We start from the raw sequence: 26,243 nt of genomic DNA, 5'->3' as shown, positions 1-26,243 counted from the left end.
TTCAATCACTGGAATCCGGAGGCGCGCCTCAGTAGCCCATGCCGGAGGGCATGGGCTGAGCGTCCTCTTCCTTCTTCGGCTTTTCGGCGACCATGGCCTCGGTGGTGACCAGGAGAGAGGCGACGGAGGCCGCGTCCTGCAAGGCGGTCCGCACCACCTTCACCGGATCGATGACGCCCTGGCTGTACAGGTCGCCGAATTCGCCGGTCTGCGCGTTCCAGCCGAATTCGAAATCCGGCTTGTCCCGCAGCTTGCCGACGATGATCGATCCGTCCTCCCCGGCATTTTCCGCGATCTGGCGGACGGGCTGCTCGAGTGCGCGGCGGACGATGGCGACGCCGTGTTTCTGGTCGTCATTGTCCACCTTGAGAGCATCCAGAACCCCGGACGCGCGCAAGAGGGCGACGCCGCCGCCCGGCAGTATGCCTTCCTCGACCGCCGCGCGTGTGGCGTGCATGGCGTCGTCCACACGGTCCTTGCGCTCCTTCACCTCGGTTTCCGTCGAACCGCCCACGCGAATGACCGCAATGCCGCCGGCCAGCTTGGCAAGACGTTCCTGCAATTTCTCGCGATCATAGTCGGAGGTGGTATCCTCGATCTGCTGCTTGATCTGCGCGACGCGGCCCTGGATGTCTTCCTTCGTGCCTGCGCCGTCGACGATCGTGGTGTTGTCTTTCTCGACCACCACCTTCTTGGCCCGGCCCAGCATCTCCAGCGTGACGTTCTCAAGCTTGATGCCGAGATCCTCGGATATCGCCGTACCGCCGGTCAGCGTCGCGATGTCCTGCAGCATCGCCTTGCGGCGGTCGCCGAACCCGGGTGCCTTGACGGCGGCCACCTTCAGTCCGCCGCGCAGCTTGTTGACAACCAGCGTCGCCAGCGCCTCGCCCTCGATGTCCTCGGCAATGAGCAGGAGCGGCCTGCCGGACTGCACCACCGCTTCCAGGATCGGCAACATCGCCTGCAGATTCGACAGTTTCTTCTCGTGAATCAGGATATAGGGATCGTCGAATTCGACCCGCAGCTTCTCCTGATCGGTGACGAAATAGGGGGAAAGATAGCCACGGTCGAACTGCATGCCTTCGACCACTTCGAGTTCGGTTTCCGCCGTCTTGGCCTCTTCGACCGTGATCACCCCATCATTGCCGACCTTCTCCATCGCGTCGGCGAGGAAACGGCCGATCGCCGCGTCGCCATTGGCCGAGATCGTCCCGACCTGGGCGATTTCGCTGTTGTGGCCGATCTTGCGGGCCTTGCCCTTCAGTTCGCCCACCACGGCCTCGACAGCCTTGTCGATGCCCCGCTTGAGATCCATCGGGTTCATGCCGGCGGCTACCGCCTTGGCCCCTTCCTTGACGATGCATTGGGCGAGAACGGTGGCAGTGGTCGTTCCGTCGCCGGCAACGTCGCTGGTCTTGGAGGCGACCGAGCGCACCATCTGCGCGCCCATGTTCTCGAACTTGTCGGTGAGCTCGATTTCCTTCGCGACGCTCACCCCGTCCTTGGTGATCCGCGGCGCGCCGAAGGATTTTTCCAGCAGCACATTGCGACCTTTCGGCCCCAGAGTGACCTTCACCGCATTGGCGAGGACATCGACACCCCTGATCATGCGCTCGCGCGCATCGGTATGGAACCGCACTTCCTTGGCAACCATTGGACTACTCCTCTTCAGGCAGCACTCTCGATTGTTGTTAGATTGCCAGGCCCCTTTCAGGCGGCCTGACTTGCGCGCTGGCTTCCCTCAAGCACACCGAGCACATCGGCTTCCTTCATGATCAGAAGGTCTTCGCCGCCCAGTCTGACTTCGGTGCCGGACCACTTGCCGAAGAGGACGCGGTCGCCGACCTTGACATCGGGCGCCATCACGCTGCCGCTGTCGTCGCGCGCACCGGGGCCTACGGCGACCACCTCGCCCTCCTGCGGTTTTTCCTTGGCTGTGTCGGGAATGATGATACCGCCGGGCGTCTTTTCGTCAGCCTCGATGCGGCGTACCAGAATACGGTCCTGTAGTGGACGGAACGTCATGTCGTTCTCCTTATGGACAAACATTTCGAGAGGTTCCTCCGCGCCGGACCCGATCGGAAACCGGCGCCGGAAACGCGATCCCTGCGGCATCGCGCATATGCCATTATGGAATCGAATCGCTGGATTTCAAGCACTTGGCTGAAAATTTTGGCACTCTCTTGCACAGAGTGCCAGGGGCGAGGCGGCAGATCTCCATCATGTACTTGGACCGGTCCCCTGATGCTTCTCCGCTTAGAGTGCGATGAAACCCAGGAAAACGACAATCGCCGCAAGAACCCACCAGGTCATGATTCCCCCTGCCCGGTTCTTGCGCGCGCGGTTCTGGAGCCGGCTGCGGGCCCGGCCGAAGGAAGCGCTGGATACCTTGCGGAACCGTCGCCGCAATTCGGCGGCCCGCCGGGCGCCCCGTTCCTCGTTGATCGTCTGGTAGTTCATGTCCTTGCCCCGAATTCCTCTGTCCTCGAACTCTTGGTGACGACTGGGAGGAAACGTGGTTCCGATCGGGAGGGATTTCAAATGACCAATTTGTAATGCCGCCAGACGAAACCTCCGTCTTTCTGCTTTCACAAAAACGGCCTAGGAACTACCACTCTCTTCGGGCCGCCTATGGCGATTGAAAGCGCTTTTGCCGGCAGTGCCCTGGTTCCATCGCATCTCGTTCACGAAGCACCTTCTTCATGCAGACAGACCAACACTCACGGGAAACCGAACCGGCACAGGTCAATGCGCGCCCCTCGCTTGCCGAGATCACCAGGGTTTCCGTGAAAGTGGGGCTGTTGTCCTTCGGGGGCCCGGCCGCGCAGATCTCCGTCATGCATCAGGAGTTCGTCGAAAACCGCAAGTGGCTCTCCGAGGACCGGTTCCTGCACGCCCTCAACTACTGCATGCTGCTGCCCGGCCCCGAAGCCCAGCAGATGGCAACCTATTGCGGCTGGCTGAGCGGACGGATGCTCGGAGGGCTGATCGCGGGTCTCCTGTTCATATTGCCCGGCGCCTTCGCCATGGCGGTGGTCAGCTATGTCTATGCCGCCTACGCGGACACATCCGTTATCGCGGCGATCTTCTATGGTGTGAAGGCGGGCGTTCTGGCGATCGTCCTGCAGGCTCTTCTCAGGATAGGCAAGAAAGCACTCAAATCGCGCCTTGCCTGGATCATCTGCGGCGCATCCTTTTGCGCCCTGTTTTTCTTCTCCGTGCCATTTCCGCTGGTGATTATCGGCGCGGGCCTTCTGGGCCTCGTGCTCGGGTCCGCCCCGAATACGGAACTTGCGGACGAGGATGCGCCGGCGGCGAAAGCGTCCGCCGCTTCCTCCGTCAGGACACTGGTCGTCGGCCTTGCGCTCTGGGGCGCTCCGCCTCTCGCGGCGGCCGTGCTGCTTGCTCCCGGCAACGTTCTTGTCGAGGTGGCGGAGTTCTTTTCGCTGCTGGCGGTGGTCAGCTTCGGCGGCGCCTATGCCTTGCTCAGCTACATGGCCCAGGTGGCCGTCGAAACCAAAGCCTGGCTCGGCGCGGGGGAAATGCTCGACGGACTGGGGCTTGCCGAGACGACGCCCGGCCCGCTGATTCTGGTCACGCAGTTCGTCGGATTTCTGGCGGGCTGGCGCGAACCGACTCCGTTTTCCTCGCTCACGGGCGCCTGCCTCGCCGCGGCGATGACCACCTGGGTGACGTTCGCCCCAAGCTTCCTGTTCGTCCTCACCGGCGCGCCCTGGATGGAAAGACTGCGCGGCAACCGGAAGCTGGCAAAAGCATTGAACGCCATTACCGCGGCGGTGGCCGGAACGATCCTCAATCTGGCGATCTGGTTTGCCGTGAACGTTCTCTTTGCCGAGACCAGAACCCTGAGCTACGGCGCCCTTGAAGTTCTCTGGCCCGACGTCACCAGCCTGGACCCCATCCTTGCCGGGATTGCCCTCCTGGCGGCTTTCCTGGTTTTTGCGGCAAAGCGCGGCATGGCGACGGTGCTGGCGGTGACGGCAGCGCTCGGCTTTCTCGCCAAGACCTTACCGGGATGATCTCCGGCAAACAGGTCCCGTCCCGTCGCGGCGGCCGTCCTCAAGCGGCAGAGAGCTCTTTTTCCTTGCCCTCTTTTTCCTTTTTTCCCGCATCGTCCGTATCGCCGTCCAGATCGGCTTCGTGATCCGGATCCTCATCGACCGAAATCGACAGGTTCTTTTCCACCTGACGCAGGAGCTTGCGCAGCTTCTTGCGGTCCTTGTCGTCGAGCCCGGACATGGCCTCGCGTTCCAGCCGCTTCCATGCCCTGTCGACAGATGTCACCAGGTCGCGGCCCTTGTCCGTCAGATGAACCCGGGCGAGACGCCCATCCTTGTCGGAAGCCTGGCGGCGGACATAACCATGGGCGGAAAGCCGGGTCACCATCTTGGTCACGGTGGGCGGCTGGACGCCGAGGGCGAGTGCCAGCTCGCTCATGGTGCGCCCGTCCGTATCGGCCAGCACCTTCAGAACGAGTTCCTGCCCCGGATGCAATCCGATCCGCATCAGGTGCGATCCGGAGCGGACGCGTTGGGCTTTCGCGGCCTGAACCAGACGAAATGTTATGCTTTTCTTGTAGTTGAAAGCCATCTTGTCACACCTGTCCTCAAGTCAATTCGAATCGCTGTTACGTGTCGCGCGGGCGAACAGTAGCCGCACTCTTTAACCGTCAAATGACACTGCGGGCCGAAAGGCGGATTTCACGCCGGTCCCGTTTGAGTGGCCCAAATAGAAATCGTGCATGCACCGAACAGGGAACGGAACGTCGATCTCAGCGCCGGCTCAGGCCCTCACCTTCAGCGCCCCGGCCAGGAATGGCAGCGTCAGGGTCAGGACGGCCACTGCACCGAAGGAGGCTCTGAGCGAGAAGGCGTCTCCGATAAACCCAAGCAGGGGCGGCCCGAACAGAAAGGCGCCGTAGCCAAGCGTGGCAACCGCGGCCAGCGCCGCGCCCTTGGACATGTGCGGATCGCTGGCGGCGCGGGACATGGCCAGCGGGAAGAGAACGGCATAGCCGAGCCCCATCACGAAACACCCTGCCCAGACCACCCAGAGGCTGTAACCGGAGACCAGGAGCAGGCAGCCCAGCAGGGCGACCACGCCGCTCATGCGTGCAACCGGCACGGGGCCGTAGCGCGCAATGACCCTGTCACCGGCCAGCCGCATGATGACCATGGCAATGGAAAACACGGTAAAAGCGGTCGGGGCGATCGATTCCGCATAGCCGAGGTCCTCGATCTGGTAAAGCGCTGCCCAATCGGTGACGGCCCCCTCCCCCAGCGCCGCCACAAGGGCGATCAGCCCGACAAGAACCAGGGCCCCCTTCGGCAACGCAAGTAGCGGCGCCTTGCCGCTTTTTTCAGCCGCACCGTCCATGTTGGGCCAGGACTCAAGGCAGATCCAGACGATAAACGGTACGGACATCGCCGCCCACAGCACGAAATGCAGCGCAACGCCGAGATCCATCCCGATCGCGGCACCTCCGGCGGCGGCGGATACCCCCGCCCCGAGACTGTAGAGACCGTGGAAGGAGGACATGACCGGCCGGCCGAACACCTTCTCGACCTCAGCTCCCCATCCGTTCATGGCAACGTCCAGCGCACCGAAGCAGAATCCGGACAGGAACATCGCGGCGGCCAGCAGGGGCGTCGTCGGCGCGAGACCGATCATCGTGAAGGCGGCGACCACCGCGACGGCGAGCCCCTTGCTGACGGGCGCCGCGCCCATCCGGTCGATGAGGATCCCTGTGAAGGGAAAGGCGACGAAGGCGCCGCAAGCCATGACCAGCAGCAGCATGCCGAAACCGCCCTCATCCAGTCCCGTCGCATTCTTGATATCCGGAATCCTGGACGCCCACATTCCGATGAGCGTTCCGCACAGGAAAAAGGTCGCCGAAACTACGCGGCGCGCGGCCTTAGCATTCATGATTGAACCAGAGTTGGGTGGGTAGGGCCGGCATGATTGGGTATCGCGGCCCGAGCGGGAGCATTATATGTGTCACGCCTGAAGCGCTTTCACAAGCGCCACTTGCCTGCCCGGGCCGGCTGTGCAAAGCAGGTGATGTCACACTGACGACAGGACAAGACGATGCTGCCCAAGCGCTTCTGGCATGAGATGACCACGGTCGATTTTCACGACCCGGACCGCGGAAACTGGATCGCGGTGCTGCCGGTCGCGGCGGTCGAGCAGCACGGACCGCATCTGCCCGTCTCGACGGACACGGCCATCGCGGAAGGACAGATCCGGCGCGTCGTGGAACTGTTGCCGCAAGCCCTGCCGGTGACGTTTCTGCCTGTCCAGGCCGTCGGCAAATCCGACGAACACATTTCCTTTCCGGGCACCTTGACCCTCTCCTGGGACACGGCGACCCGGTGCTGGCTGGAGATCGGCGAAAGCATTGCCCGCACGGGCATCCGCAAGCTGGTGCTGATCAACGCCCATGGCGGCAACGTTCCGGTACTCGACATCGTCGCGAGGGAACTGCGCGTCAAGCACGATATGTTCGTCACGGCGACCAACTGGCTGCGCTTCGGCCAGCCGGACGGGCTTTTTCCGGAAGACGAATTTGCCTACGGCATTCACGGCGGCGACATCGAAACGTCGCTGATGCTTCACCTGCACCCGGAACTGGTGCGCATGGACCTGGCGGAGGATTTCACCTCCCAGCAGCAAAGCTTCCAGCAGGAATTCAAACACCTGCGCGGCCACGGCAAGGCGCAGTTCGGCTGGAAAACGGAGGACCTCAATCCTGCCGGAGCCCTCGGCAATGCGGCCCGGGCGACGCCCGAGAAGGGCCGCCTGTCGCTGGATCATGCCGCAACAGGTTTCGTCGATCTGCTTCAGGACATCCACGCCTACGACCTTGGTCGCCTCGGGACGCCACTCGCCCAATAGGTGCAGAAAATCTAGATGCAAGCATCTATGACAACAAGGACTTGCCGGCAACACGCGTTCAACTGACAGAAGCAACTCAGAACTGATTTCGACAAGCCGAATAGTTATCATTTAAATAAAAGAAAACGAATTCAATTAAAGGCTTAGCGACTTCAGTCTGCCTGCATGCCGGAGTTGACCTCATTCAGATAAAGGGACACATTGTTTGAAATAAAAACAGGGTAACAGCGCTCGGGGAACCATGAATCTCTCAATTCGGCAACTGGCGACTTTTCGAGAGGTGATGCGCAGCGGTTCCATCTCTGAAGCGGCGCGTACGCTCGGGAGGACACAGCCGGCCGTCAGCTCGACCATAGCCGGGCTTGAAACCGAACTGGAATTGAAACTGTTCATGCGCGAACAGGGCCGGCTGGTCCCGACACCGGAAGCCGAGTTCTTTTTGGACGAAGCGGAAGCCATCCTGGAGCGGCTGGAGACTTCGAAGCGCACGCTTCGGGGCCTTGCCAACCGCGAGCACGGCCAGTTGCGCATTGCGGGCATCCCGGAAGCGGTGGCCGACTTTCTGCCAAACAGCCTTGCGCAATTCATTGCCGACAAGCCCAGTGTCAAGGTCGCCCTCGCCAGCCGCACGTCGACCGAGATCGAGGAACTGATCGCGGCACAGCATTACGACATCGGCTTCGCGGAGACGCCGCGTGCCCGCAACTCCTTCGACCAGGTCGACTTCGATCTTGAATGCATGTGCGCCATTCCGGCGAGCGACCCGCTGGCCGCAAGGGAAGTGATAACTCCGACGGAACTGGACGGCTATCCGCTGGCGCTGCTCCATCACGAGCATCGCAGCCACAAGCAGACACTGGCAAGGTTCCGCGACGCGGGTGTGCGCTTCAACCAGCGGTTCGAGCTTCAGACCGCCTCGCCCGGCCTGCGCTTTGTCGAGGCAGGGCTATGCGCCCTGGTCTGCGACATGATCACGGCCTACAAGGCCCAGGAGAGCAGCCGGCTCGGCATGGGACCACCGTTGATCGTCTTCCGGCCCTTCCGTCCCCGCGTCCAGAACAGTCTTTCCATCCTCACGCCCACGCATCGCCCCATATCCATCGTCGCCAGGGATTTCTGCAACTTCCTCTCCTCGGAAGTCGCAAGCATCCGCTCGGCGATGATCAAGAAGGGCGCCTAGGCGTCCTGAGCTTCGCGGGCACGCCGGATCAGTTGATCGCGTTGCGGAAAATCGCGCTGTTGGCGGCAACAATGGCCACCGCGTTCACCCGGTTCTTCGCCCCGAGCCGGGTAATGGCGTTGCGGATGTGAACCTTCACCGTTGCCGTCGAGACATCCAGTTCGTAGGCAATCTGCTTGTTCACCTTTCCCTCGCACAGCTTGAGCATGATTTCCAGCTGCCGCGGGGTCATCGTATCGCGCAAATCGATCGGCCAACGGATGTTGCCCACGGCGGGTTTGCCGTGTTCGCGCAAGCCGGTCATCGGGTCCAGAGCAAAATGAGCCGTCATCGTTCCATTCCAGGTTGGTCGTGATCCAGTCGATCAAAAGACTTTTCACGATGATGACAGTTTTGTAAAATGTTAAAGTGCATATAGCATATTGCTAATATTTTGCATTTGGATTGATGAGGATCTGTCCCATGAGCAAAAAACTCTATTCCGGGCATACCCTGCGGCAGATCAGATCCGATTTCGGTCTGTCGCAGGTCGAGTTTGCAAAGAAGATCGGCCTTTCGACCGCCTATGTAAACCAGATCGAGAACAACAACAGACCGGTTACCGCCTCGGTTCTCCTGTCCATCAACCGGATCTTCGGCACCGACCTGGCGGCCTTCGAGAAGAACGATCTCGACCGTGTCATGCAGGACCTGCAGGAAATCTTCGCCGACACCCAGTTCCACAGCTCGTCCGTCGGCAAGCAGGAACTGCACGAACTGGTGACCCGCGCGCCCGGCATCACCCAGGCGATCATGGATCTCTACGGGAGCCTGCGCAGCTTTCATGACCGCGAAGCCATCGAGGACGATCTGGCGCATATGAACGGCGCCGGCGAAGGCAGCGCGAGCCTGAAGAAATCCGCCTATGACGATGTCCGCGACTATTTTCACTACATGGACAACTACGTCGATTCGCTCGACCGGGCAGCCGAGAAGCTGTCCTACGAGATCGGCCTGCCGAGCGGCGCCTCCAAGTTCGACTGCCTGACTCGCTGGCTTCAGGACCGTTTCAGCATCTCCGTCGAACAGCATCCGGACTACCAGGACACGCTCATCCGCCAGGACGACTACACCCGCAGGATTTCCATCTACCGGGCCATTCCCCAGTCGACCAAGAACTTTCTGCTCGGCTCCGTGATCGCCGAATTGTGCGTGAAAGATCTGATCCTGGAAGAGGTCGACAGGGCTAAATTCAAGACCAAATCAGCCGAAAGCATCGCCAGGCTGGCGCTGCGGAATTATTTCTCCGGGGCGCTTCTCCTGCCCTACGACGAGTTTCTGCGGGCGGCGGCAAGATGCCGGCATGACATCCAGCTGCTGTCGAACCAGATGGATGTCAGCATCGAGACGATCTGCCATCGGCTGTCGACCCTGCAGCGGCCCGGGGCGAACGGCCTGCCGTTCTACTTCGTCAAGATCGACCGCGCCGGCAATGTCGTCAAACGCCATAGCGCCACGCGCTTTCAGTTTGCCCGCTTCGGCGGTTCGTGCCCGCGCTGGAACGTCCATCAGGCGTTCGAGCAGAACTCCAACAAGTTTACGGCACAGGTCGCGCAGATGCCGGACGGCGTCCAGTACCTGTGCATGGCGACGAGCGTCACCAAGCATCAGCCCGACTACAAGACCGGTGAGAGGCGATACGCGCTCGGCATCGGCTGCGAGGTGAAGTACGCGGACGCGATCGTCTATGCCGACGGCCTCGACATCGACCAGATCTCCGCGCCCGAGCCGATCGGCGTGAATTGCCGGATCTGCCCGAGAGACAATTGCGACCAGCGGGCCTTTCCGGCGATCGACAAGGAGCCGTTCATCGATCCCGCGCGGCGCGGGATCGTGCCCTACCGGGTATCCCCGTCCGAGTAGACCACCGGCTGCCTTTCAACACGGAGTTGCGGGCTTGGACGGCTCAGGATGAAGACCGCGGCACCGGTCAGGCAGACCGCCTGGACGATCAGGACAGTGACCGCGACGGACATGCCAAGGCTCACCGCGAAGACGGCCGCCATCATGACGATCGCCATCGTCTTGTAGCGCGGAGCGATCGCGCCGTGGGCACGCCAGTCAGCGATGGCCGGCCCGAAAAGCCGGGTGGACTCAAGTCGTGCCTGCAGGTCCGGCGAACTCTTGCCGAAGGCAAAAGCTGCGAGGATGACCAACGGGGTCGTGGGAAGAACAGGCAGGACAGCTCCCAATGCGCCGAGCCCGAGCGCAAGGAAGCCGATCAGCAGCCATAATGTTCGCCTTGCCGTCGTGGTGATCCTTGCAGTCAGCATCTTCAGGTGCCCGCACTCTCAAACCGGTCTGTCTGAAACCGAATATGCCCTCGCGCGCCGAAGGGCTACTTGATCTTGATCAAAAAACTCAGGTTTTCATCATGCGGCGGGTCGCTTTTGCCGGCTGCGCATTTCAGGCGCCGTCTTGCCGTCCCGATCCCCTTCAATTGAGCTGTTTCACGTGCTGGAGCACTCCCCTGTCCCACGGAATCACCCCGGCCCAGCGAAGCGCAGAGCCGGGGCCCACTCGCTTGTCCGCTCGGCAAGGCAGCTGACACGTATGCGGCCGAGCCTCGAGCGCCAGGTCATAGGCGCTCTGGAAATGAGCAGGCCCGGGTCTCACTTCATTCGCCCGAGGTAACTCCGAGCGGCTTCAGATCCGTCCGTGAATATCCGCAGCAGGTTAGCTCCTCAGAAAGAGGTCGCTTTGTAGTTAGGCCCGACCAATCATCTCGCATCGCTGAAACCAGGGCCCCTTTGGCGGTGCCCCGCGTTCCAACCTAGACATCCTTGACCAGCCGGAGCGCGTCGTAGATCGCCGCATGGGTGTTGCGCGCGGCAACGGCGTCGCCGATCCGGAAGAGCTGGAACGTGCCTTGCGGATTGCGCACGACGGACTGGGGAACGCCCGCGATCAGCTGATCATGGGACATCTCGCCATGGTTCACGGAGGCGGGCTTGAGCTCGAAATAGAGCTCGTCCAGCGGGATCGTGCCGTGATTGACGACGACCTGGTCGAACGGGCGCCGTTTTGCAATTCCGCCATAGTCGCTGCCGATATGAGCAATCAGCTGATTGCCGTCTCTTTCAACGGCTTCAAGGCGGTAGGTCACGGTGAAGGTGACGTCCAGCTTTTGCATGGCACGCATGTAGGGAACCAGATTCATCGCCATGACTTCGGGCGCGAACGAACGGTCCGGCGTCATGATCTCCACCTTTGCACCGGTATTGGCGATCAGTTCGGCGGCCTGCAGACCCGCATGGTCGCCCGCGTCGTCATAGACAAGGACGTTCTCCCCCGGCTTGACGTCGCCGGCGATGATGTCCCAGGAGGAGACGACGAGTTCGTCGCCTTTGGAAAGAACCTCGGTATGCGGCAGGCCGCCGGTCGCGATGATGACCACATCCGGGGTTTCCGCCGCAATGGTATCGGCCTCCGCCCAGGTGTTGAAGCGGAAGACGACGCCCGACTTCTCGCATTGTGCCGTGCGCCAGTCGATGATGCTGATCATCTCCTTGCGCCGGTGGCTCTGGGCCGTCAAACGGATCTGGCCGCCGGGCTGGCTTGCGGCCTCGAAGACCACCACCTCGTGGCCACGCGCGCCCGCGACCCGGGCGGCCTCCATTCCGGCCGGGCCGGCGCCCACGATGACCACCTTCCTGCGCCTCTTGGCCCTGGCGATGTCATGCGGCATGCTCTCCTCGCGGCCGGTCGCCGCGTTATGGATGCAGTACGCCGCCCCGCCCTGGTAGATCCGGTCGAGACAGTAATTGGCGCCGACGCAGGGGCGGATGTCCTCTTCCCGGTTTTCCATGATCTTGCGGACGATATGGGGATCGGTCATATGGGCCCGGGTCATGCCGACCATGTCCAGCTTGCCCGAGGCGATGGCATGGCGCGCCGTCGCAACGTCGGGGATCCTGGCCGCGTGGAAGGTCGGGAAGTTGGTGGCGGCACGGATTTCGCCGGCAAAATCGAGATGCGGCGAACTGGCCATGCCCTGGATCGGGATAACATCCGTCAGCCCGGCATCGGTGTCGATATGCCCGCGGATCACATTGAGGAAATCGATCAGGCCGCTTTCCTTCAGCCGCCTGGAAATCTCCAGCCCGTCCTGCCTGGAAAGCCCGCCTTCCAGCATCTCGTCGCCCGAATAACGGATGCCGACAATGAAATCCGGGCCGACGCGCTTGCGGATCGCCGTCATCACGTCGAAGGCAAACCGCAGCCGGTTGTCGAGTGACCCGCCATAGGGACCGTCAAGCTCGTTGGTCAGCGGTGACCAGAACTGGTCCATCAGATGCCCGTAGGCCTGCAGCTCGATGCCGTCCATGCCGCCGGCCTTCATGCGCTCGGCAGCATTGGCGTAGTCCTTGATGATCCGCTCGATGTCCCAGTCTTCCAGCTTCTTCGGAAATGCCCGGTGTGCAGCCTCCCTGCTGTGGGACGGCGAGACGACCGGCAGCCAGAATTCCTTGTCCCAGCGCGTCCTGCGGCCGAGATGGGTCAGCTGGATCATGATCGCCGCACCTTCTTCGTGCACGGCGTCGGTCAGTTCCCTGACCCACGGCACCACTTCGTCCTTGTAGACCAGGAGATTGTTGAACACAGGGGGACTGTCCCTGGAAACGGCGGCGGAGCCGGCCGTCATGGTCATCGCCACCCCGCCCCTGGCACGCTCCGCATGGTAGGCCCGGTAGCGCCCCTTGGGCATGCCGTCCTCCGGGTAGGCCGGCTCGTGGGAGGTCATGATGATGCGGTTGCGCAGCGTCAGATGTTTGAGCTGGTAGGGCTGAAGGAGTGGGTCGTTCGACATCTGCCTGGCTCCGTTTAAGCGTTCCGGCAACATTTGCAGAAATGTACATTAGTGTCAACTCACCAGTCAGGACGGTACATTTCATTGACGCACTTGTATAATTTTGCTAGGTGATCGCTCATGGAGCAGATTGTGAACGAGAGCGGTTGGCGCGGATCTCCGGACCTTTGGCTGGAAGCGGCCTATGAAGTCCTGCTGGAATCCGGCGTCGATGCCGTCAAGATCATGCCGCTGGCAAAGAAGCTCAAACTGTCGCGGACGAGCTTCTACTGGTTCTTCAAGGACCGGGAGGAGTTGCTGGAGGCGCTCGTGGCGCGCTGGCGCGAAAAGAACACCGGCAACCTGATCAAGCGGTCGGAAGCTTATGCGGAGACGGTCGCCGAGGCGATGCTGAACGTTTTCGACTGCTGGTTCGACACCGCACTGTTCGACGCCAGGTTCGAATTCGCGGTCCGCAGCTGGGCGCTTCAGGCGCCGGAGATTCTGGCCGAGGTCCGCAGCGCCGACCAGCAGCGGCTCGATGCCCTGGCACGCATGCTCGTTCGCTTCGGCCACGACGAGGCACACGCGGATGTGCGGGCCCGCACGATCTATCTGGTCCAGATCGGCTATATCTCAATGCAGACGGCGGAAGACATCGCCGTCCGCATGAAGCGCGTTCCCCAGTATGTGGAGATCTTCACCGGCCTGGCACCCGAGCAGAGGGAACTCGACCGCTTCGCCGCCCGGCATGCCGGTTAGCCGGTCACCTTTGAAGGTATCCCCCTCGCCCTGACCAGCTATGCCTTTCGGGCCCTGCTTCAGATCACCTTGCGAACTTCGGCCAGGAAGGTATCGACGCCCGTTCTGAGAACTTCGCCCTTGTGCGCAAGTTCCGAAGACGCGGCCAGAACCTGGGTCGCGGCAACGCCGCAATCGCTGGCAGCCAGGCTGATGATGCCGATGCTCTCGCTGACTTCGGAGGTTCCGGCTGCCGCCTGGTCGATATTCCGGGCGACTTCGCTTGTGGCGGCGCTTTGCTCTTCCACCGCGGCGGCGATCATGGAGGCAATTTCATTGACCTTGGCGATCGTGCTGCCGATGGCTTCGATGGAGATGACGGCCTGGGTACTCGCACCCTGGATCCCCGAAATCTGCGCACGGATCTCGTCGGTCGCCTTTGCCGTCTGGCTTGCCAGCCCCTTCACCTCCGAGGCGACAACCGCGAACCCCTTGCCGGCTTCGCCGGCGCGCGCGGCCTCGATCGTGGCGTTCAGCGCCAGGAGGTTTGTCCGGTCGGCAATATCTGTGATGAGGGCCACGACTTCGCCGATCTTATCCGATGCCGCCGACAGACCGCTGATGTCCCGCGTCATCTGCTCGACTTCGGCAACCGCACCGGCGGTGATGCGTGAGGATTCGCTCACCTGATGATTGATCTCTCCGACCGAATTCGTCATCTGCTCCGTTGCCGCTGCAACCGAGCCGACATTCGCGGACGCGTGTTCTGCAGCAGCGGCAACCGATGTGGCCTGCTCCTTGCCCGACAAGGTCGAGCTCTCCAGCGTCGTTGCCGAGGCCTCCAGTTCCGTTGCCGCTGAGGCGACCGAGATCGACGACTTCTTTCATCTGGGCCTCGAAGAGCTGAACCACACGGGAGAATTCCGCGACCCGGTGTTCCATCGTATCCATGGCCGTATTGACCGTCCGGCTCGCCTCGCCGAAAGCGCCGGTCATGCCTCTTACCGCAATCCGGCGGAAATACTTGTTGGACGCCACATATTCGAGCGACGCCCGCGACTCGCGGATATAGGCATCGGAACGATCGATCAGGCGGTTGATCGCATGCAGCAACCGGCCCGCTTCACCCTTCTCGGTGATGTTGACGATACGCGCCTCAAAATCACCGTCCGCAACAGCCTCGCAGACTTTGACGGCCTTGCGGACGGCCGATTTGTACTCGTTGGAAAACATTGGACCTATATTCTTTTCTGTTTCGAAGAAGTGTCGCGCAATATGTCGTTCGACCGGTGCGTTTCTCGGGCACCTCGCAAACGGTCCGGAATCCGCTCAAAGTCGCACTTTTTCAAGTTGCTAGGCTGCCTGGAGCCTGGCGACAAACTCGTCATATTGCATGTTCTTGTCGCTCAGCAGGTCCTTGACCATTGCCATCGACGCCCTGAGACCATCCTTGCGGTTTCCGTGCCGCTGCTCCTCGGCCAGCAACCGCTCGTAAAGCGGCATGATCGTCCCCTCCAGTATCCCGCGGTCGGGAACGCGGCGGCTGGAGTGATAGCCGACGATGTTGCCATCGCCGTCACGGCTGGGAGTCACATGCGCGATCACCCAGTAGTGGTCGCCGTTCTTGCAGCGGTTCATCACATAGGCAAAGATTTCACGCCCGTCCTGGATGGTCTCCCAAAGAAGCTGGAATATGCATCTCGGCATGTGCGGATGACGGATCATGCTGTGCGGCTGGCCGAGACACTCCTGCTCGCCATAACCAGCGATCCGCAGGAAAACGTCGTTGCAGTAGGTCATGCGCCCCTTGAGATCCGTCTTGCTAACGATGATCTCGTCCTCGTCGAAAAACTGCTCGACGCCGGTCAGGCATGCTTCACGTGCCATTCTTGTCTCCGCTTGTCAGAAGCCCCGGCCATCGGCGCCGCAGCGTTGCAGGTTGCCGCCGTGGATCCCTTGGGGATTGTCATTTGCTGGAACAATTGCTCATTCCCGAGAGGAAGCTTGCGATGCATGAGATATTTTCTTGCTTTCGAAACTATCATCTGCTTCATTCGCCCGAAAATGAAGTTCATTCCAAGAATTCATTTGCACGTCAGGATTGAGACGCCGACCCTGAACAAATTCTTAATCATCCAAATCTGCGCGAATATTCTACGCCGGATGGATACTACTTTCGCAAATTGGATATGAAAGCAGCAATCGGGTGCGCTGGTACGAGTTCGGCGCTCCGATTGCATGTGCGATTCGACCTCGGCCGAGGATCCGGATGATGCCGGCGGAGCGCGCACAAAAAAGGCCTTGCTGGTGACTGCCAGCAAGGCCATCGGATGGTGGAACTCAGACCCGGGCTCATCGGCCGCGAGTCTGCGCGGCGCGGCTCAGTCCATCGCGAGTTCCGCGCAGCCGGTCTCCAGGAGCGAGAGCACATGCGGCGCGAACGAGCGCCATATGTCGACGCGGAACCGGTCTGCGCCGTCCCGCCACAGCACCACGGTTGATCCGTCGAGCAGCGTTCTGCGACCCTCACCCTCAGAGAGCCGGTCAATATCGCGCGGACAGCCGAGCGTCAGCAGATCCGCCGCCTTCGGCCCTTCGATCTGAACCGAGATCTCGCGATCGGTAATCTCGGTGAGACTGTGCGGCGCCTGATCATAGACACCGGCGCAGGCGGCGATCAGTCCGGGCGCATCCGCCTCGGCGGCAAGGATCTGCCACTCGTCGGGACCGAGGCACAGAACCTCCGTCGTGCCGGAAGCGGCACGCGCGCCGACCCTGGTTGGAAGCTCGATGCCGAGTGCGGTCGAAAGCGCCGGCAACTCCGCCTCGCGAGCGCGCAGCGACAACCGGGCGACCGGAGCCAGAAGCGTCACCGTCACGGCGCTGCTGCTGGCAAGCAGGCCCGGAGTAAATGCGTGGATATGAGCCGTCATCTGATCGTCTCCGCTCACAGTTTCAGCCGTTCGCCGTCGGGATCGTAGAACACGGTCCCGGTGACTTTAGCCTTGATCACACTGTCGGTCATGGGAATGAAAACAGTCTCGCCCATCCGGGCGTGCCCGCCCTCGACCAGTGCCATGGCGATGGGCTGACCGGCCGCATCGCTATGGTAGGACGAGGTCACGTGGCCGACCATCTTCATCGGCTTGGGTTGGTTGGGATCGAGAACGATCTGCGCGCCCTCTTCCAGCCGGGTCTTGCCGTCCTCGGTCAGGAGACCGACGAGCTGCTTGCGCCCCTCGGCCTTGAGGTCGGAACGCTCAAGCCCGCGCTTGCCGACGAAATCCGGCTTGTTCTTGCCGATCGCCCAGCTGATCCCGGCATCGTGCGGCGTTACCGTGCCGTCGGTGTCCTGGCCGATGATGATGTAGCCCTTCTCCGCCCGCAGCACGTGCATGGTCTCCGTGCCATAGGCGCAGATGTCATATTGCCGGCCTGCTTCCCAGAGCTTTTCCCAGAGCGCGCGACCGTGGCGGGCCGGCACATTGACCTCGAAACCGAGTTCGCCGGTGAAGCTGATCCGGAACAGGCGCGCCGGGAAACCCGCAACGGTGCATTCGGCAACGGACATGTGCGGGAAGGCTTCGTCCGAGATGTCCAGCCCTTCCACGAACGGAGCGAGCAGCTTGCGCGCGTTCGGGCCGTTCAGCGCAATGGTGGACCATTGCTCAGTGGTCGAGGTCAGCCAGACCTTCAGGTCGGGCCATTCGGTCTGGAGGTAGTCCTCCATCATGTTCAGAACGCGCGCGGCACCGCCGGTCGTCGTCGTCACATGGAACCTGTCATCGGCAAGCCGCCCGATCACGCCGTCGTCGCGGATGAAGCCGTCGTCGCCCAGGAGCAGCCCGTAGCGGGCCCGTCCCGGCGCAAGCTTGGTCCAGGGGTTGGTGTACATGCGGTTCATGAATTCCACCGCATCCGGCCCGACAATCTCGATCTTGCCGAGTGTGGAGGCGTCGAAGATGCCGACCGACTTCCGTGTGGCGCGGCATTCGCGGGAAACCGCGGCATGCATGTCCTCGCCCGCCTTGGGGAAATACCAGGCGCGCCGCCAGAGGCTGACCGGTTCGAATGCCGCGCCGTTTTCTTCGGCCCAGCTGTCGATCGGCGTCTTGCGGGTCATCGCGAAATGGCTGCCGCGGTGATACCCGGCAAACGCACCGAAGGTGGTCGGCGTGTAGGGCGGGCGGAACGTGGTCAGCCCCACTTCCGGCTGCTTCCTGCCCAGGGCGCTGGCGGCGATGTTCAGGCCGTTGATGTTGGACATCTTGCCCTGATCGGTCGCCATGCCGTTGGTGGTGTAGCGCTTGACATGCTCGATGGAACGCATGCCCTCGCGCACGGCCAGGCGCAGGTCCTTGGCCGTTACGTCGTTCTGATAGTCGACGAAGGCACGCGCAGCGCCCGGATTGCGGTCGGTCGGCAGCTCCGTATGGCTGACGCCCGAGCCTGGCCGGTCCTGTGCTACCGCATAGCTCACGTCGCCGGAAGCCTTGCCCAGCTCGCGGGCAGCTTCGGCCCCCATGGCCGCGCCGTCGTTCAGGGCTGCCTCGATCCCCCAAAGGCCGCGGCCCGCACCGGCGATCTGGCAGGCCTCGGTCTTGCGGTCGGGCAGGAATGTCTGCATGTCCTCGTCCCAGGCGATCGACCCCTTGGTATGGGAGAAGAGATGCAGGGAGGGCGTCCAGCCGCCCGACATCAGCAGGCAGTCGCAGGAAAGCGTCCTGTCCGCTCCCACCTTGCCGGCCTGCACCGGGTTGACCCGCACCGAGCTGACGCGCAGGCGTCCCTTGGTACCGGTGACGGTATGGCTCATGAGCACCGGAATACCGCGCGCCTCTGCACCGGCGTGCAATGCCGCTGGTACTTCGGCGCGCGTGTCGACAATGGCTTCGATCTTGGTGCCGGCATCGGCCAGGTCGAAGGCCGCATACCAGGCGCTGTCATGGCAGGTGGCCACGACGGCCCTGTCCCCAACCCGCACACCGTAGCGGTTCAGATAGGTCTGGGCGGCGCCCGCCAGCATCACACCCGGCCGGTCGTTGCCGTCAAAGACCAGCGGCTTTTCCAGCGCGCCTTGAGCGAGGATCACTTGGCCGGCCCGCACCCGCCACAGCCGCTCGCGCGGCATCTGGCTGTCGGGTGTCTCAAGATAATCCGTCAGCTTCTGACAGAGCCCGACCATGTTCTGGTGATAGTAACCGATCGCCGTGGTGCGGGTCATGATGCGCACGCCGAGCGTTTCCAGTTCGCCGAGCGCGCCGGAGATCCAGTCCCAGGCGGCAACACCGTCGATTTCGGCCTGCGGTTCGCTGAGCAGCGTGCCCCCGGCTTCCGAATTCTCATCGACCAGCGTGACGCGCAGTCCGGCTCGGGCGGCATTGAGCGCCGCCGCCAGCCCCGCCGGACCGGCGCCGATGACCAGCACATCCGTGTGCAGGTAGCGCGATGCATAGGTGTCCGGATCTTCTTCCTTCGGCGAAACGCCGAGCCCGGCCGCGGCGCGGATGAAGGGCTCATAGACCTTGTCCCAGAAGGACTTCGGCCACATGAAGGTCTTGTAGTAGAACCCGGCGGAAAACAACATATAGGCGCGGTCGTTCACCGCCCCGACGTCGAATTTCAGGCTCGGATATTTATTCTGGCTGCTCGCTTCCAGGCCGTTCCAGATTTCCTGCACGGTGGCGCGGGTATTGGGCTCGAACCGGCCCTTGCCGCGGCGCGTACCGATGAGCGCATTGGGTTCTTCGGAGCCTGCCGCGACGGGGCCGCGCGGCCGGTGGTACTTGAACGACCGGCCCATCAGATGCACGCCGTTGGCCAGCAGTGCCGAGGCGACCGTGTCGCCGGCGCGGCCTTCGATCCTGGCGCCGTCGAAGGTGAAGCTTATCGGCCGGTCATGATCGACACGGCCGCGCCCGGAAACGCGGAAGCGGGTCATTCTGCCTTCTCCAGCAATTTGGACAGGTCGGGACGGGCTTCACCCGCCTTGTAGGTCGTCAGGAACCGGTCGCTGACCGTGTCGCGCACCGCGTTGAAGAACCGGGCGCAGCCATGAATATGCCGCCAGCGCTCGTAATGCGGTCCGCGCGCGTTGCTGCGGATGAAGAGGAACTCGCACCACTCCTCGTCGCTGGTCTCGCCCGGGTTGAGCGGCCGGGCGACATGCGCCTGGCCGGCATAGGCGAATTCCAGTTCCGGAAGCGTTTCATTGCAATAGGGACAATGGATCAGAAGCATGTCGGATATCCTCAGTGCGCAACGGCAGCCGCGGCGGCTTCATCGATCAGGCGGCCCGTGCGGAACCGCTCGAGGGTGAAGGGAGCGTTGATCGGATGCGGCTCGTCCTTGGCCACGGTCCAGGCAAGCACATGCGCCGCACCGGGCGTCGCCTTGAAGCCACCCGTGCCCCAGCCGCAATTGACATAGAGACCCGGCACCGGCGTCTTGCCGAGGATGGCCGAGCGGTCCGGGGTCACATCAACGATGCCGCCCCATTTGCGCAGCATGCGCATGCGGTTGAAGATCGGGAACACCTCGCAGATCGCCGCAACCGTGTGCTCGATCAAGGGCAGGCCGCCGCGCTGCGAGTAGCTGGTATACTGGTCGGTGCCCGAGCCGATTACCAATTCGCCCTTGTCGGACTGGCTGATATAGGCATGGACCGTGTTCGACATCACCACGCAGGGGAAGATCGGCTTGACCGGCTCGGAGACCAGCGCCTGAAGCGGATAGCTTTCCAGCGGCAGCTTCACGCCCGCGCTGTCCATCACCACACTGGTATTGCCGGCCGCCGACACGGCAACCTTCTTGGCGCCGATGAAACCCTTCGCCGTTTCGACGCCCGATACGCGGCCGTCAGCGCCGCGCCGGATCGCAATCACCGGGCAGTTCTGGATGATGTCGACGCCGCGCATGGCCGCGGCCCTGGCATAGCCCCAGGCGACGGCATCATGACGCGCGGTTCCCGCCCGCTTCTGCAGGGCAGCCCCCATGACCGGATAGCGCGCGCTCGACGATATGTTCAGCGGCGGACAGACTTCCTTGGCTTGCTCTGCCGTCAGCCAGCGGTTGTCGACGCCGTTCAGCCGATTGGAGTGAATATGCCGCTGGAAGCTCTGCACATCATGAACGTTATGGGCGAGCATCATCACGCCGCGTTTGGAATACATGATGTTGTAGTTCAGCTCCTGGGCCAGACCGTCCCACAGATCAAGCGCATGGTCATAGAGCTTCGCGCTTTCGTCATAGAGATAGTTGGACCGGATGATCGTGGTGTTGCGCCCGGTATTTCCGCCGCCCAGCCAGCCCTTGTCGATCACCGCGACATTGGTGATGCCGTGTTCCTTGGCCAGGTAATAGGCGGCGCCGAGACCATGCCCGCCGGCTCCGACGATCACCACGTCGTATTCCGCCTTGGGCTGACTGTCAGGCCATTGCGGTGTCCAGTTCTTGTGGCCCGTAAGGGCATTCTTCAAGAGCGATAGCGCAGAAAAGTGGGTCATGTCAGACCAGCCCCGGCTGATTTTACTCCTTGGAGTCTTAGCTGGACTGCACGGAACGGGACTGGAAAATTGCGCCGGGAATATTGTATGATTGCGCCATGAGCACTGTTGAGACACGAAACAAACCCGGCAAGAAGCGCTTGAGCGTCGCGTTCCTCCTCGCGGATCACTTCACGCTGTCCGCCTTCGCCAATTTCGTGGACGTCCTGCGCCTGGCGGCCGACGAGGCGGACCGCTCGCGACCGATCAACTGCGAGTGGACCGTGCTCTCCGACACCATGAACCCGGTCCGGTCCAGCTGCGGGGTCAAGGTGCAGCCCGACACCCGCCTGCGCAACGCGGCCGACTATGACTACATCGTCGTGGTCGGCGGCCTGATCACCGAGGCAAGCGGGCTTTCGCGCGAGAACATTGCTTTTCTGCAATCGGCCGCGCGTTCCGGCATACCGCTGGCCGGTCTTTGCACGGGCGTCTTCCTGCTGCACGAGGCCGGCCTGCTCGACGGCTACCGCTGCTGCGTGAGCTGGTTCCACCATGACGATTTCCTGGAACGCTTCGACACCGCCCGCCCTGTCTCGGACCAGATATTCGTCGTCGACCGGGACAGGCTGACCTGCTCGGGCGGGCACAGCGCCGCGCATCTGGCCGCCTGGCTGGTGGAAAAACACATCGGCCGCGTCGCGGCGACCAAGAGCCTCAGCATCATGATCATCGACGAAGCGATGACCGGGGACAAGCCCCAGCCCGGTTTCCGGGACGATCTGGCCGCCCGGGATCCGGTGGTGCGCAAGGCGCTGATCCGGATGCGTCAGAATATCGAAAGTCCCGAAACGGTCGAGGAAGTGGCGAGCGGACTGAACCTCAGCCGCCGGCAGCTCGAGCGCCGCTTCCAGACCGATCTCGGCCTCTCGCCTTCGCGCGTTGAGCTCAAGCTCAGGCTGGATACGGCGCGCCGGATGCTGGAGACGTCGGACAAGACGGTGACGCGCATCGCCCACGCCACCGGTTTTTGCGATTCATCGCATCTGATCAACACGTTCAGGGCCGAGCTCGGCATGACCCCGTCTGATTACCGGCGGACGCATTCACCGACTTCGCTGGAGACGCAGCCCCGTGCTGCAGGCGTTCTTTTGCCTCGTGTTGAGGAGGCTTGATGAGGGTTGATCTAAACGCCAAAAGCCCCACGGTTTTAACCGAGGGGCTTTTGTTTGATTTGGTTGCGGGGGCAGGATTTGAACCTGCGACCTTCAGGTTATGAGCCTGACGAGCTACCGGGCTGCTCCACCCCGCGGTATTGTTTTGTTCACGGGAACCGAGGTTTCCCGGATGGGCTTGTTTGAAGCCCGGCATTTTTTGTTTTGTTTGTCCTCGGACCTTTGGTCCTGCGGGCAAACGGGGCTGCTCCATTTCAGGATGCGGCAGCGTATATCATTGGGTGACCGGTATTCTGCGCTGATATGGGACTTGGGATCCGGAGCGCAGCGGAGGCAAGGCCAAGCGGCCGCCGGCCGGTCAGGCCGCCCTCGCGGAGCGCAGCCCGCAGGGCGTTACGCGCGTGAGCGGCAACAGGTTGAAGATGATTGACTGCGATTTGCAGGCCTGGCGGCGACCTACTCTCCCACATCTTAAGATGCAGTACCATTGGCGCTGGGGAGTTTCACGGCCGAGTTCGGGATGGGATCGGGTGGGGGCTCCCCGCTGGGGCCACCAGGCCGGCGAAGCGCAGTTTTTGCGTAAAACTGGTGTTGATCTGTCCTCACGGCCGTACGCTGCTTGGCAGCTGGCCTGCGGACGGCGCGCCCTGACCGGGCGGCGGCCGCTTGGCCTTGCGAACCTTGCGGTTCGGGCTCTTTTCCCTTGGGGGATTGGAGCCTTGAGGCCGGTGAGAACTGGTCATTCCTGATTATTGATGAGTTTCGATCTGGTTTTCCTTCGGCTTTGCGAGGGAACAAGAGTTCCGAGCGCAGCGAAGGCAAGGCCAAGCGGCCGCCGGCCGGTCAGGCCGCGTGGTTCGCAGGACAGGTCCGAAGGACCGTACGTCCGTGAGAACAAAACCATGATCTCAAAAGCGCTTTCGCGCTTTTGGGATGATGAACATTGACTAATGAGAGGATCAAGCCGAACGAGCTATTAGTAAAGCTAAGCTTCATGCGTTGCCGCACTTCCACACGCTTCCTATCGACGTGGTGGTCTTCCACGGCTCTTCAGGGAGAACTCGTTTTGAGGTGGGTTTCCCGCTTAGATGCTTTCAGCGGTTATCCCTTCCGTACATAGCTACCCTGCAATGCGGCTGGCGCCACAACAGGTCCACCAGAGGTACGTCCATCCCGGTCCTCTCGTACTAGGGACAGATCCTCTCAATTCTCCTACACCCACGGCAGATAGGGACCGAACTGTCTCGCGACGTTCTGAACCCAACTCACGTACCACTTTAATTGGCGAACAGCCAAACCCTTGGGACCTGCTCCAGCCCCAGGATGTGATGAGTCGACATCGAGGTGCCAAACAATGCCGTCGATATGGACTCTTGGGCATCATCAGCCTGTTATCCCCGGCGTACCTTTTATCCGTTGAGCGATGGCCCTTCCACGAGGGACCACCGGATCACTATGGCCGTCTTTCGACTCTGCTCGACTTGTCAGTCTCGCAGTCAGGCAGGCTTATGCCATTGCACTCAACGAGCGATTTCCGACCGCTCTGAGCCCACCTTCGCGCGCCTCCGTTACCATTTGGGAGGCGACCGCCCCAGTCAAACTACCCGCCACACACGGTCCCGGATATTGTTGTACCGCGGTTAGATATCCATGACGACAAGGGTGGTATTTCAAGGGTGACTCCACAAGAGCTGGCGCTCCTGCTTCAACGTCTACCACCTATCCTACACATGTCGACACGAATACCAGTGTGAAGCTGTAGTAAAGGTGCACGGGGTCTTTCCGTCTGACCGCAGGAACCCCGCATCTTCACGGGGAATTCAATTTCACTGAGTCTATGCTGGAGACAGCGGGGAAGTCGTTACGCCATTCGTGCAGGTCGGAACTTACCCGACAAGGAATTTCGCTACCTTAGGACCGTTATAGTTACGGCCGCCGTTTACTGGGGCTTCAATTCGGTGCTTGCACACCTCCTCTTAACCTTCCAGCACCGGGCAGGCGTCAGACCCTATACGTCGCCTTACGGCTTCGCAGAGCCCTGTGTTTTTGATAAACAGTCGCCACCCCCTGGTCTGTGCCACCCCACAACGGTTGCCCGTCGTGAGGTCTCCCTTCTCGCGAACTTACGGGAGCATTTTGCCGAGTTCCTTCAGCATAGTTCTCTCAAGCGCCTTGGTATGCTCTACCAGTCCACCTGTGTCGGTTTCGGGTACGGTTTATACGTGGGAGCTATTTCCTGGAACACCTTCGCAGCACCCCCAATCCAATAAGGGGATACGACACACGGCATCCGTCACTACCCACAAGCTGCAGAATATTAACTGCATTCCCATCGACTACGCCTTTCGGCCTCGCCTTAGGGGCCGGCTAACCCTGCGCCGATTAGCGTTGCGCAGGAACCCTTGGACTTTCGGCGAGCGGGTCTCTCACCCGCTTTATCGTTACTCATGTCAGCATTCGCACTTCTGATATCTCCAGGAGCCCTCACGGGTCTCCCTTCGCAGACTTACAGAACGCTCCGCTACCGCGCATCCCGAAGGATGCACCCGCAGTTTCGGTGTATGGCTTGAGCCCCGGTACATTTTCGGCGCGGGACCCCTTATTTAGACCAGTGAGCTGTTACGCTTTCTTTAAATGATGGCTGCTTCTAAGCCAACATCCTGGTTGTTTTGGGAGTCCTACATCCTTTCCCACTTAGCCATAACTTGGGGACCTTAACTGGCGGTCAGGGTTGTTTCCCTCTCCACAATGGACGTTAGCACCCACTGTGTGTCTGCCGGACAGTACTTCCCGGTATTCGGAGTTTGGTTAGGATCAGTAAGGCGGTAAGCCCCCATAGCCCATCCAGTGCTCTACCCCCGGGAGTATTCATCCGACGCTCTACCTAAATAGATTTCGCGGAGAACCAGCTATTTCCGAGTTTGATTGGCCTTTCACCCCTAGCCACAGCTCATCCCCGACTTTTTCAACAGGCGTGGGTTCGGTCCTCCAGTGCGTGTTACCGCACCTTCAACCTGGCCATGGCTAGATCACTCGGTTTCGGGTCTAATCCAACGAACTCAGCGCCCTATTCAGACTCGCTTTCGCTGCGCCTACACCTACCGGCTTAAGCTTGCTCGTTAAATTAAGTCGCTGACCCATTATACAAAAGGTACGCTGTCACCCTCTCGGGCTCCAACTGTTTGTAGGCATCCGGTTTCAGGATCTGTTTCACTCCCCTCGTCGGGGTGCTTTTCACCTTTCCCTCACGGTACTTGTTCGCTATCGGTCGACAAGGAGTACTTAGGCTTGGAGGGTGGTCCCCCCATGTTCAGACAGGATTTCACGTGTCCCGCCCTACTCAAGGATCATATCTCTTTCTACCCGTAAGGGGCTCTCACCCGCTAAGGCCCGACTTTCCAGACGGTTCCGGTTCTTAAAATATGACCACTGGCCTGGTCCGCGTTCGCTCGCCACTACTAGCGGAGTCTCGGTTGATGTCCTTTCCTCCGGGTACTTAGATGTTTCAGTTCCCCGGGTTCGCTCCCTTTCGGGTACTCCATGCGGAGTGGGTTGCCCCATTCGGAAATCGCCGGATCAAAGCTTATTCGCAGCTCCCCGACGCTTATCGCAGCGTATCACGTCCTTCATCGCCTCTTGTCGCCAAGGCATCCACCGAATGCCCTTAAGACACTTGATCACTCTCATTATCAATGTTCATCTCAAAGCGCACAGCGCTTTAAGATGATCCATTATTTGCACTACCGCTCTTTGAGCTACTTGAGTGCGCTAACACCCAAATACCTTCAGAACAGGTCGCGCAAAAGATCATCTTTGTTTGCACTACCGCTCTTCGAGCTGCTTGAGTGCGTTAACACCCAAACAACCTCAGAACAGCTCGCGCAAACCGTTCACGCGGCCGCCAACGTCAACCCGGACCC

21 protein-coding genes, 1 tRNA gene and 2 rRNA genes are annotated in these 26,243 nt (G+C 61.4%); 6 read left to right on the top strand and 18 right to left on the bottom strand.

Translation table 11 applies throughout. The features are described from left to right. Positions 1–28: 28 nt before the first annotated feature. From groL to ON753_RS23430, 3 genes are all read right to left on the bottom strand, one after another. Positions 29–1,654, bottom strand: coding sequence for a chaperonin GroEL (groL, locus tag ON753_RS23440; protein WP_265966064.1), 1,626 nt, complete (start codon positions 1,652–1,654; stop codon positions 29–31). A gap of 56 nt (positions 1,655–1,710) precedes the next feature. Further along, positions 1,711–2,025 carry a co-chaperone GroES gene (locus ON753_RS23435; RefSeq protein WP_265966062.1) on the bottom strand — a complete coding sequence of 105 codons (315 nt, stop codon included), beginning with the start codon at positions 2,023–2,025 and terminating at the stop codon, positions 1,711–1,713. A 231-nt stretch (positions 2,026–2,256) separates the two neighbouring features. Further along, entirely contained in the window at positions 2,257–2,460 is a 204-nt protein-coding gene (locus ON753_RS23430; RefSeq protein ID WP_265966060.1) for a hypothetical protein, read from the bottom strand. A 242-nt stretch (positions 2,461–2,702) separates the two neighbouring features. Here ON753_RS23430 and chrA point away from each other — a divergent pair, with 242 nt between their 5' ends. Next, positions 2,703–4,040, top strand: a complete 1,338-nt coding sequence (gene chrA, locus ON753_RS23425; RefSeq protein WP_265966058.1) for a chromate efflux transporter — start codon at positions 2,703–2,705, stop codon at positions 4,038–4,040. Between the two features lie 40 nt (positions 4,041–4,080). On the opposite strand, the gene ON753_RS23420 is transcribed toward chrA, so the two are convergent. Beyond that, positions 4,081–4,611 carry a MarR family winged helix-turn-helix transcriptional regulator gene (locus ON753_RS23420; RefSeq protein WP_265966056.1) on the bottom strand — a complete coding sequence of 177 codons (531 nt, stop codon included), beginning with the start codon at positions 4,609–4,611 and terminating at the stop codon, positions 4,081–4,083. Positions 4,612–4,803: 192 nt separating this feature from the next. Next, positions 4,804–5,946, bottom strand: coding sequence for an MFS transporter (locus ON753_RS23415; protein WP_265966054.1), 1,143 nt, complete (start codon positions 5,944–5,946; stop codon positions 4,804–4,806). A gap of 162 nt (positions 5,947–6,108) precedes the next feature. Between ON753_RS23415 and ON753_RS23410 the strand changes: the two genes are divergently transcribed. Continuing rightward, complete coding sequence (locus tag ON753_RS23410) at positions 6,109–6,915, top strand: creatininase family protein (protein ID WP_265966052.1); 807 nt, start codon at positions 6,109–6,111, stop codon at positions 6,913–6,915. Between the two features lie 241 nt (positions 6,916–7,156). Continuing rightward, complete coding sequence (locus tag ON753_RS23405) at positions 7,157–8,095, top strand: LysR family transcriptional regulator (RefSeq protein WP_265966050.1); 939 nt, start codon at positions 7,157–7,159, stop codon at positions 8,093–8,095. 28 nt (positions 8,096–8,123) lie between these two features. On the opposite strand, the gene ON753_RS23400 is transcribed toward ON753_RS23405, so the two are convergent. After that, on the bottom strand, positions 8,124–8,426 hold the full coding sequence (locus tag ON753_RS23400; RefSeq protein WP_265966048.1) for a helix-turn-helix domain-containing protein: 303 nt from the start codon (positions 8,424–8,426) through the stop codon (positions 8,124–8,126). Positions 8,427–8,557: 131 nt separating this feature from the next. Here ON753_RS23400 and ON753_RS23395 point away from each other — a divergent pair, with 131 nt between their 5' ends. Then, positions 8,558–9,997, top strand: a complete 1,440-nt coding sequence (locus tag ON753_RS23395) for a helix-turn-helix domain-containing protein (RefSeq protein WP_265966046.1) — start codon at positions 8,558–8,560, stop codon at positions 9,995–9,997. On the opposite strand, the gene ON753_RS23390 is transcribed toward ON753_RS23395, so the two are convergent. Both ON753_RS23390 and ON753_RS23385 read right to left on the bottom strand, forming a co-directional pair. Then, on the bottom strand, positions 9,973–10,407 hold the full coding sequence (locus tag ON753_RS23390) for a YbaN family protein (RefSeq protein WP_265966044.1): 435 nt from the start codon (positions 10,405–10,407) through the stop codon (positions 9,973–9,975). The two genes, ON753_RS23395 and ON753_RS23390, sit on opposite strands and share 25 nt — an antisense overlap. Positions 10,408–10,907: 500 nt before the next feature. Next, positions 10,908–12,944 (bottom strand): NADH:flavin oxidoreductase, encoded by a 2,037-nt coding sequence (locus ON753_RS23385; RefSeq protein ID WP_265966042.1) that lies wholly within the window; start codon positions 12,942–12,944, stop codon positions 10,908–10,910. Between the two features lie 120 nt (positions 12,945–13,064). On the opposite strand from ON753_RS23385, the gene ON753_RS23380 reads away from it, so the two are divergent. After that, positions 13,065–13,685, top strand: a complete 621-nt coding sequence (locus tag ON753_RS23380; RefSeq protein WP_265966040.1) for a TetR/AcrR family transcriptional regulator — start codon at positions 13,065–13,067, stop codon at positions 13,683–13,685. Between the two features lie 59 nt (positions 13,686–13,744). Here ON753_RS23380 and ON753_RS23375 read toward each other — a convergent pair whose 3' ends face one another. From ON753_RS23375 to ON753_RS23345, 7 genes are all read right to left on the bottom strand, one after another. After that, on the bottom strand, positions 13,745–14,299 hold the full coding sequence (locus tag ON753_RS23375; RefSeq protein ID WP_265966038.1) for a methyl-accepting chemotaxis protein: 555 nt from the start codon (positions 14,297–14,299) through the stop codon (positions 13,745–13,747). After that, entirely contained in the window at positions 14,259–14,897 is a 639-nt protein-coding gene (locus ON753_RS23370) for a HAMP domain-containing protein (RefSeq protein WP_265966036.1), read from the bottom strand. Before ON753_RS23370 ends, ON753_RS23375 begins: the two co-directional genes overlap by 41 nt. Before the next feature lie 120 nt (positions 14,898–15,017). Then, entirely contained in the window at positions 15,018–15,551 is a 534-nt protein-coding gene (locus ON753_RS23365) for a PAS domain-containing protein (protein WP_265966035.1), read from the bottom strand. A gap of 494 nt (positions 15,552–16,045) precedes the next feature. Further along, complete coding sequence (locus ON753_RS23360; protein WP_265966033.1) at positions 16,046–16,597, bottom strand: sarcosine oxidase subunit gamma; 552 nt, start codon at positions 16,595–16,597, stop codon at positions 16,046–16,048. A 14-nt stretch (positions 16,598–16,611) separates the two neighbouring features. After that, positions 16,612–19,605 carry a sarcosine oxidase subunit alpha gene (locus ON753_RS23355; protein ID WP_265966031.1) on the bottom strand — a complete coding sequence of 998 codons (2,994 nt, stop codon included), beginning with the start codon at positions 19,603–19,605 and terminating at the stop codon, positions 16,612–16,614. Further along, positions 19,602–19,904, bottom strand: coding sequence for a sarcosine oxidase subunit delta (locus tag ON753_RS23350; RefSeq protein ID WP_265966029.1), 303 nt, complete (start codon positions 19,902–19,904; stop codon positions 19,602–19,604). Before ON753_RS23350 ends, ON753_RS23355 begins: the two co-directional genes overlap by 4 nt. Positions 19,905–19,915: 11 nt before the next feature. Further along, positions 19,916–21,169, bottom strand: coding sequence for a sarcosine oxidase subunit beta family protein (locus ON753_RS23345; RefSeq protein ID WP_265966027.1), 1,254 nt, complete (start codon positions 21,167–21,169; stop codon positions 19,916–19,918). Positions 21,170–21,267: 98 nt separating this feature from the next. Between ON753_RS23345 and ON753_RS23340 the strand changes: the two genes are divergently transcribed. Then, the gene (locus ON753_RS23340) at positions 21,268–22,323 is read left to right on the top strand and encodes a GlxA family transcriptional regulator (protein ID WP_265966025.1); all 1,056 of its coding nucleotides are present in this window, start codon (positions 21,268–21,270) and stop codon (positions 22,321–22,323) included. A gap of 60 nt (positions 22,324–22,383) precedes the next feature. On the opposite strand, the gene ON753_RS23335 is transcribed toward ON753_RS23340, so the two are convergent. The 3 genes from ON753_RS23335 to ON753_RS23325 form a co-directional block, all read right to left on the bottom strand. After that, positions 22,384–22,460 (bottom strand) — tRNA-Met (locus tag ON753_RS23335). A gap of 306 nt (positions 22,461–22,766) precedes the next feature. After that, positions 22,767–22,881: ribosomal RNA gene (gene rrf / locus ON753_RS23330) — 5S ribosomal RNA — on the bottom strand. A 397-nt stretch (positions 22,882–23,278) separates the two neighbouring features. After that, positions 23,279–26,002, bottom strand: a 23S ribosomal RNA gene (locus ON753_RS23325). Between the last annotated feature and the right edge of the window lie 241 nt (positions 26,003–26,243).

This window comes from Roseibium salinum (assembly GCF_026240905.1).
GTDB lineage: Bacteria > Pseudomonadota > Alphaproteobacteria > Rhizobiales > Stappiaceae > Roseibium > Roseibium salinum.
Note: the sequence above shows the minus strand (reverse complement) of the source record. Positions and strands in the feature narration are given on the sequence as shown.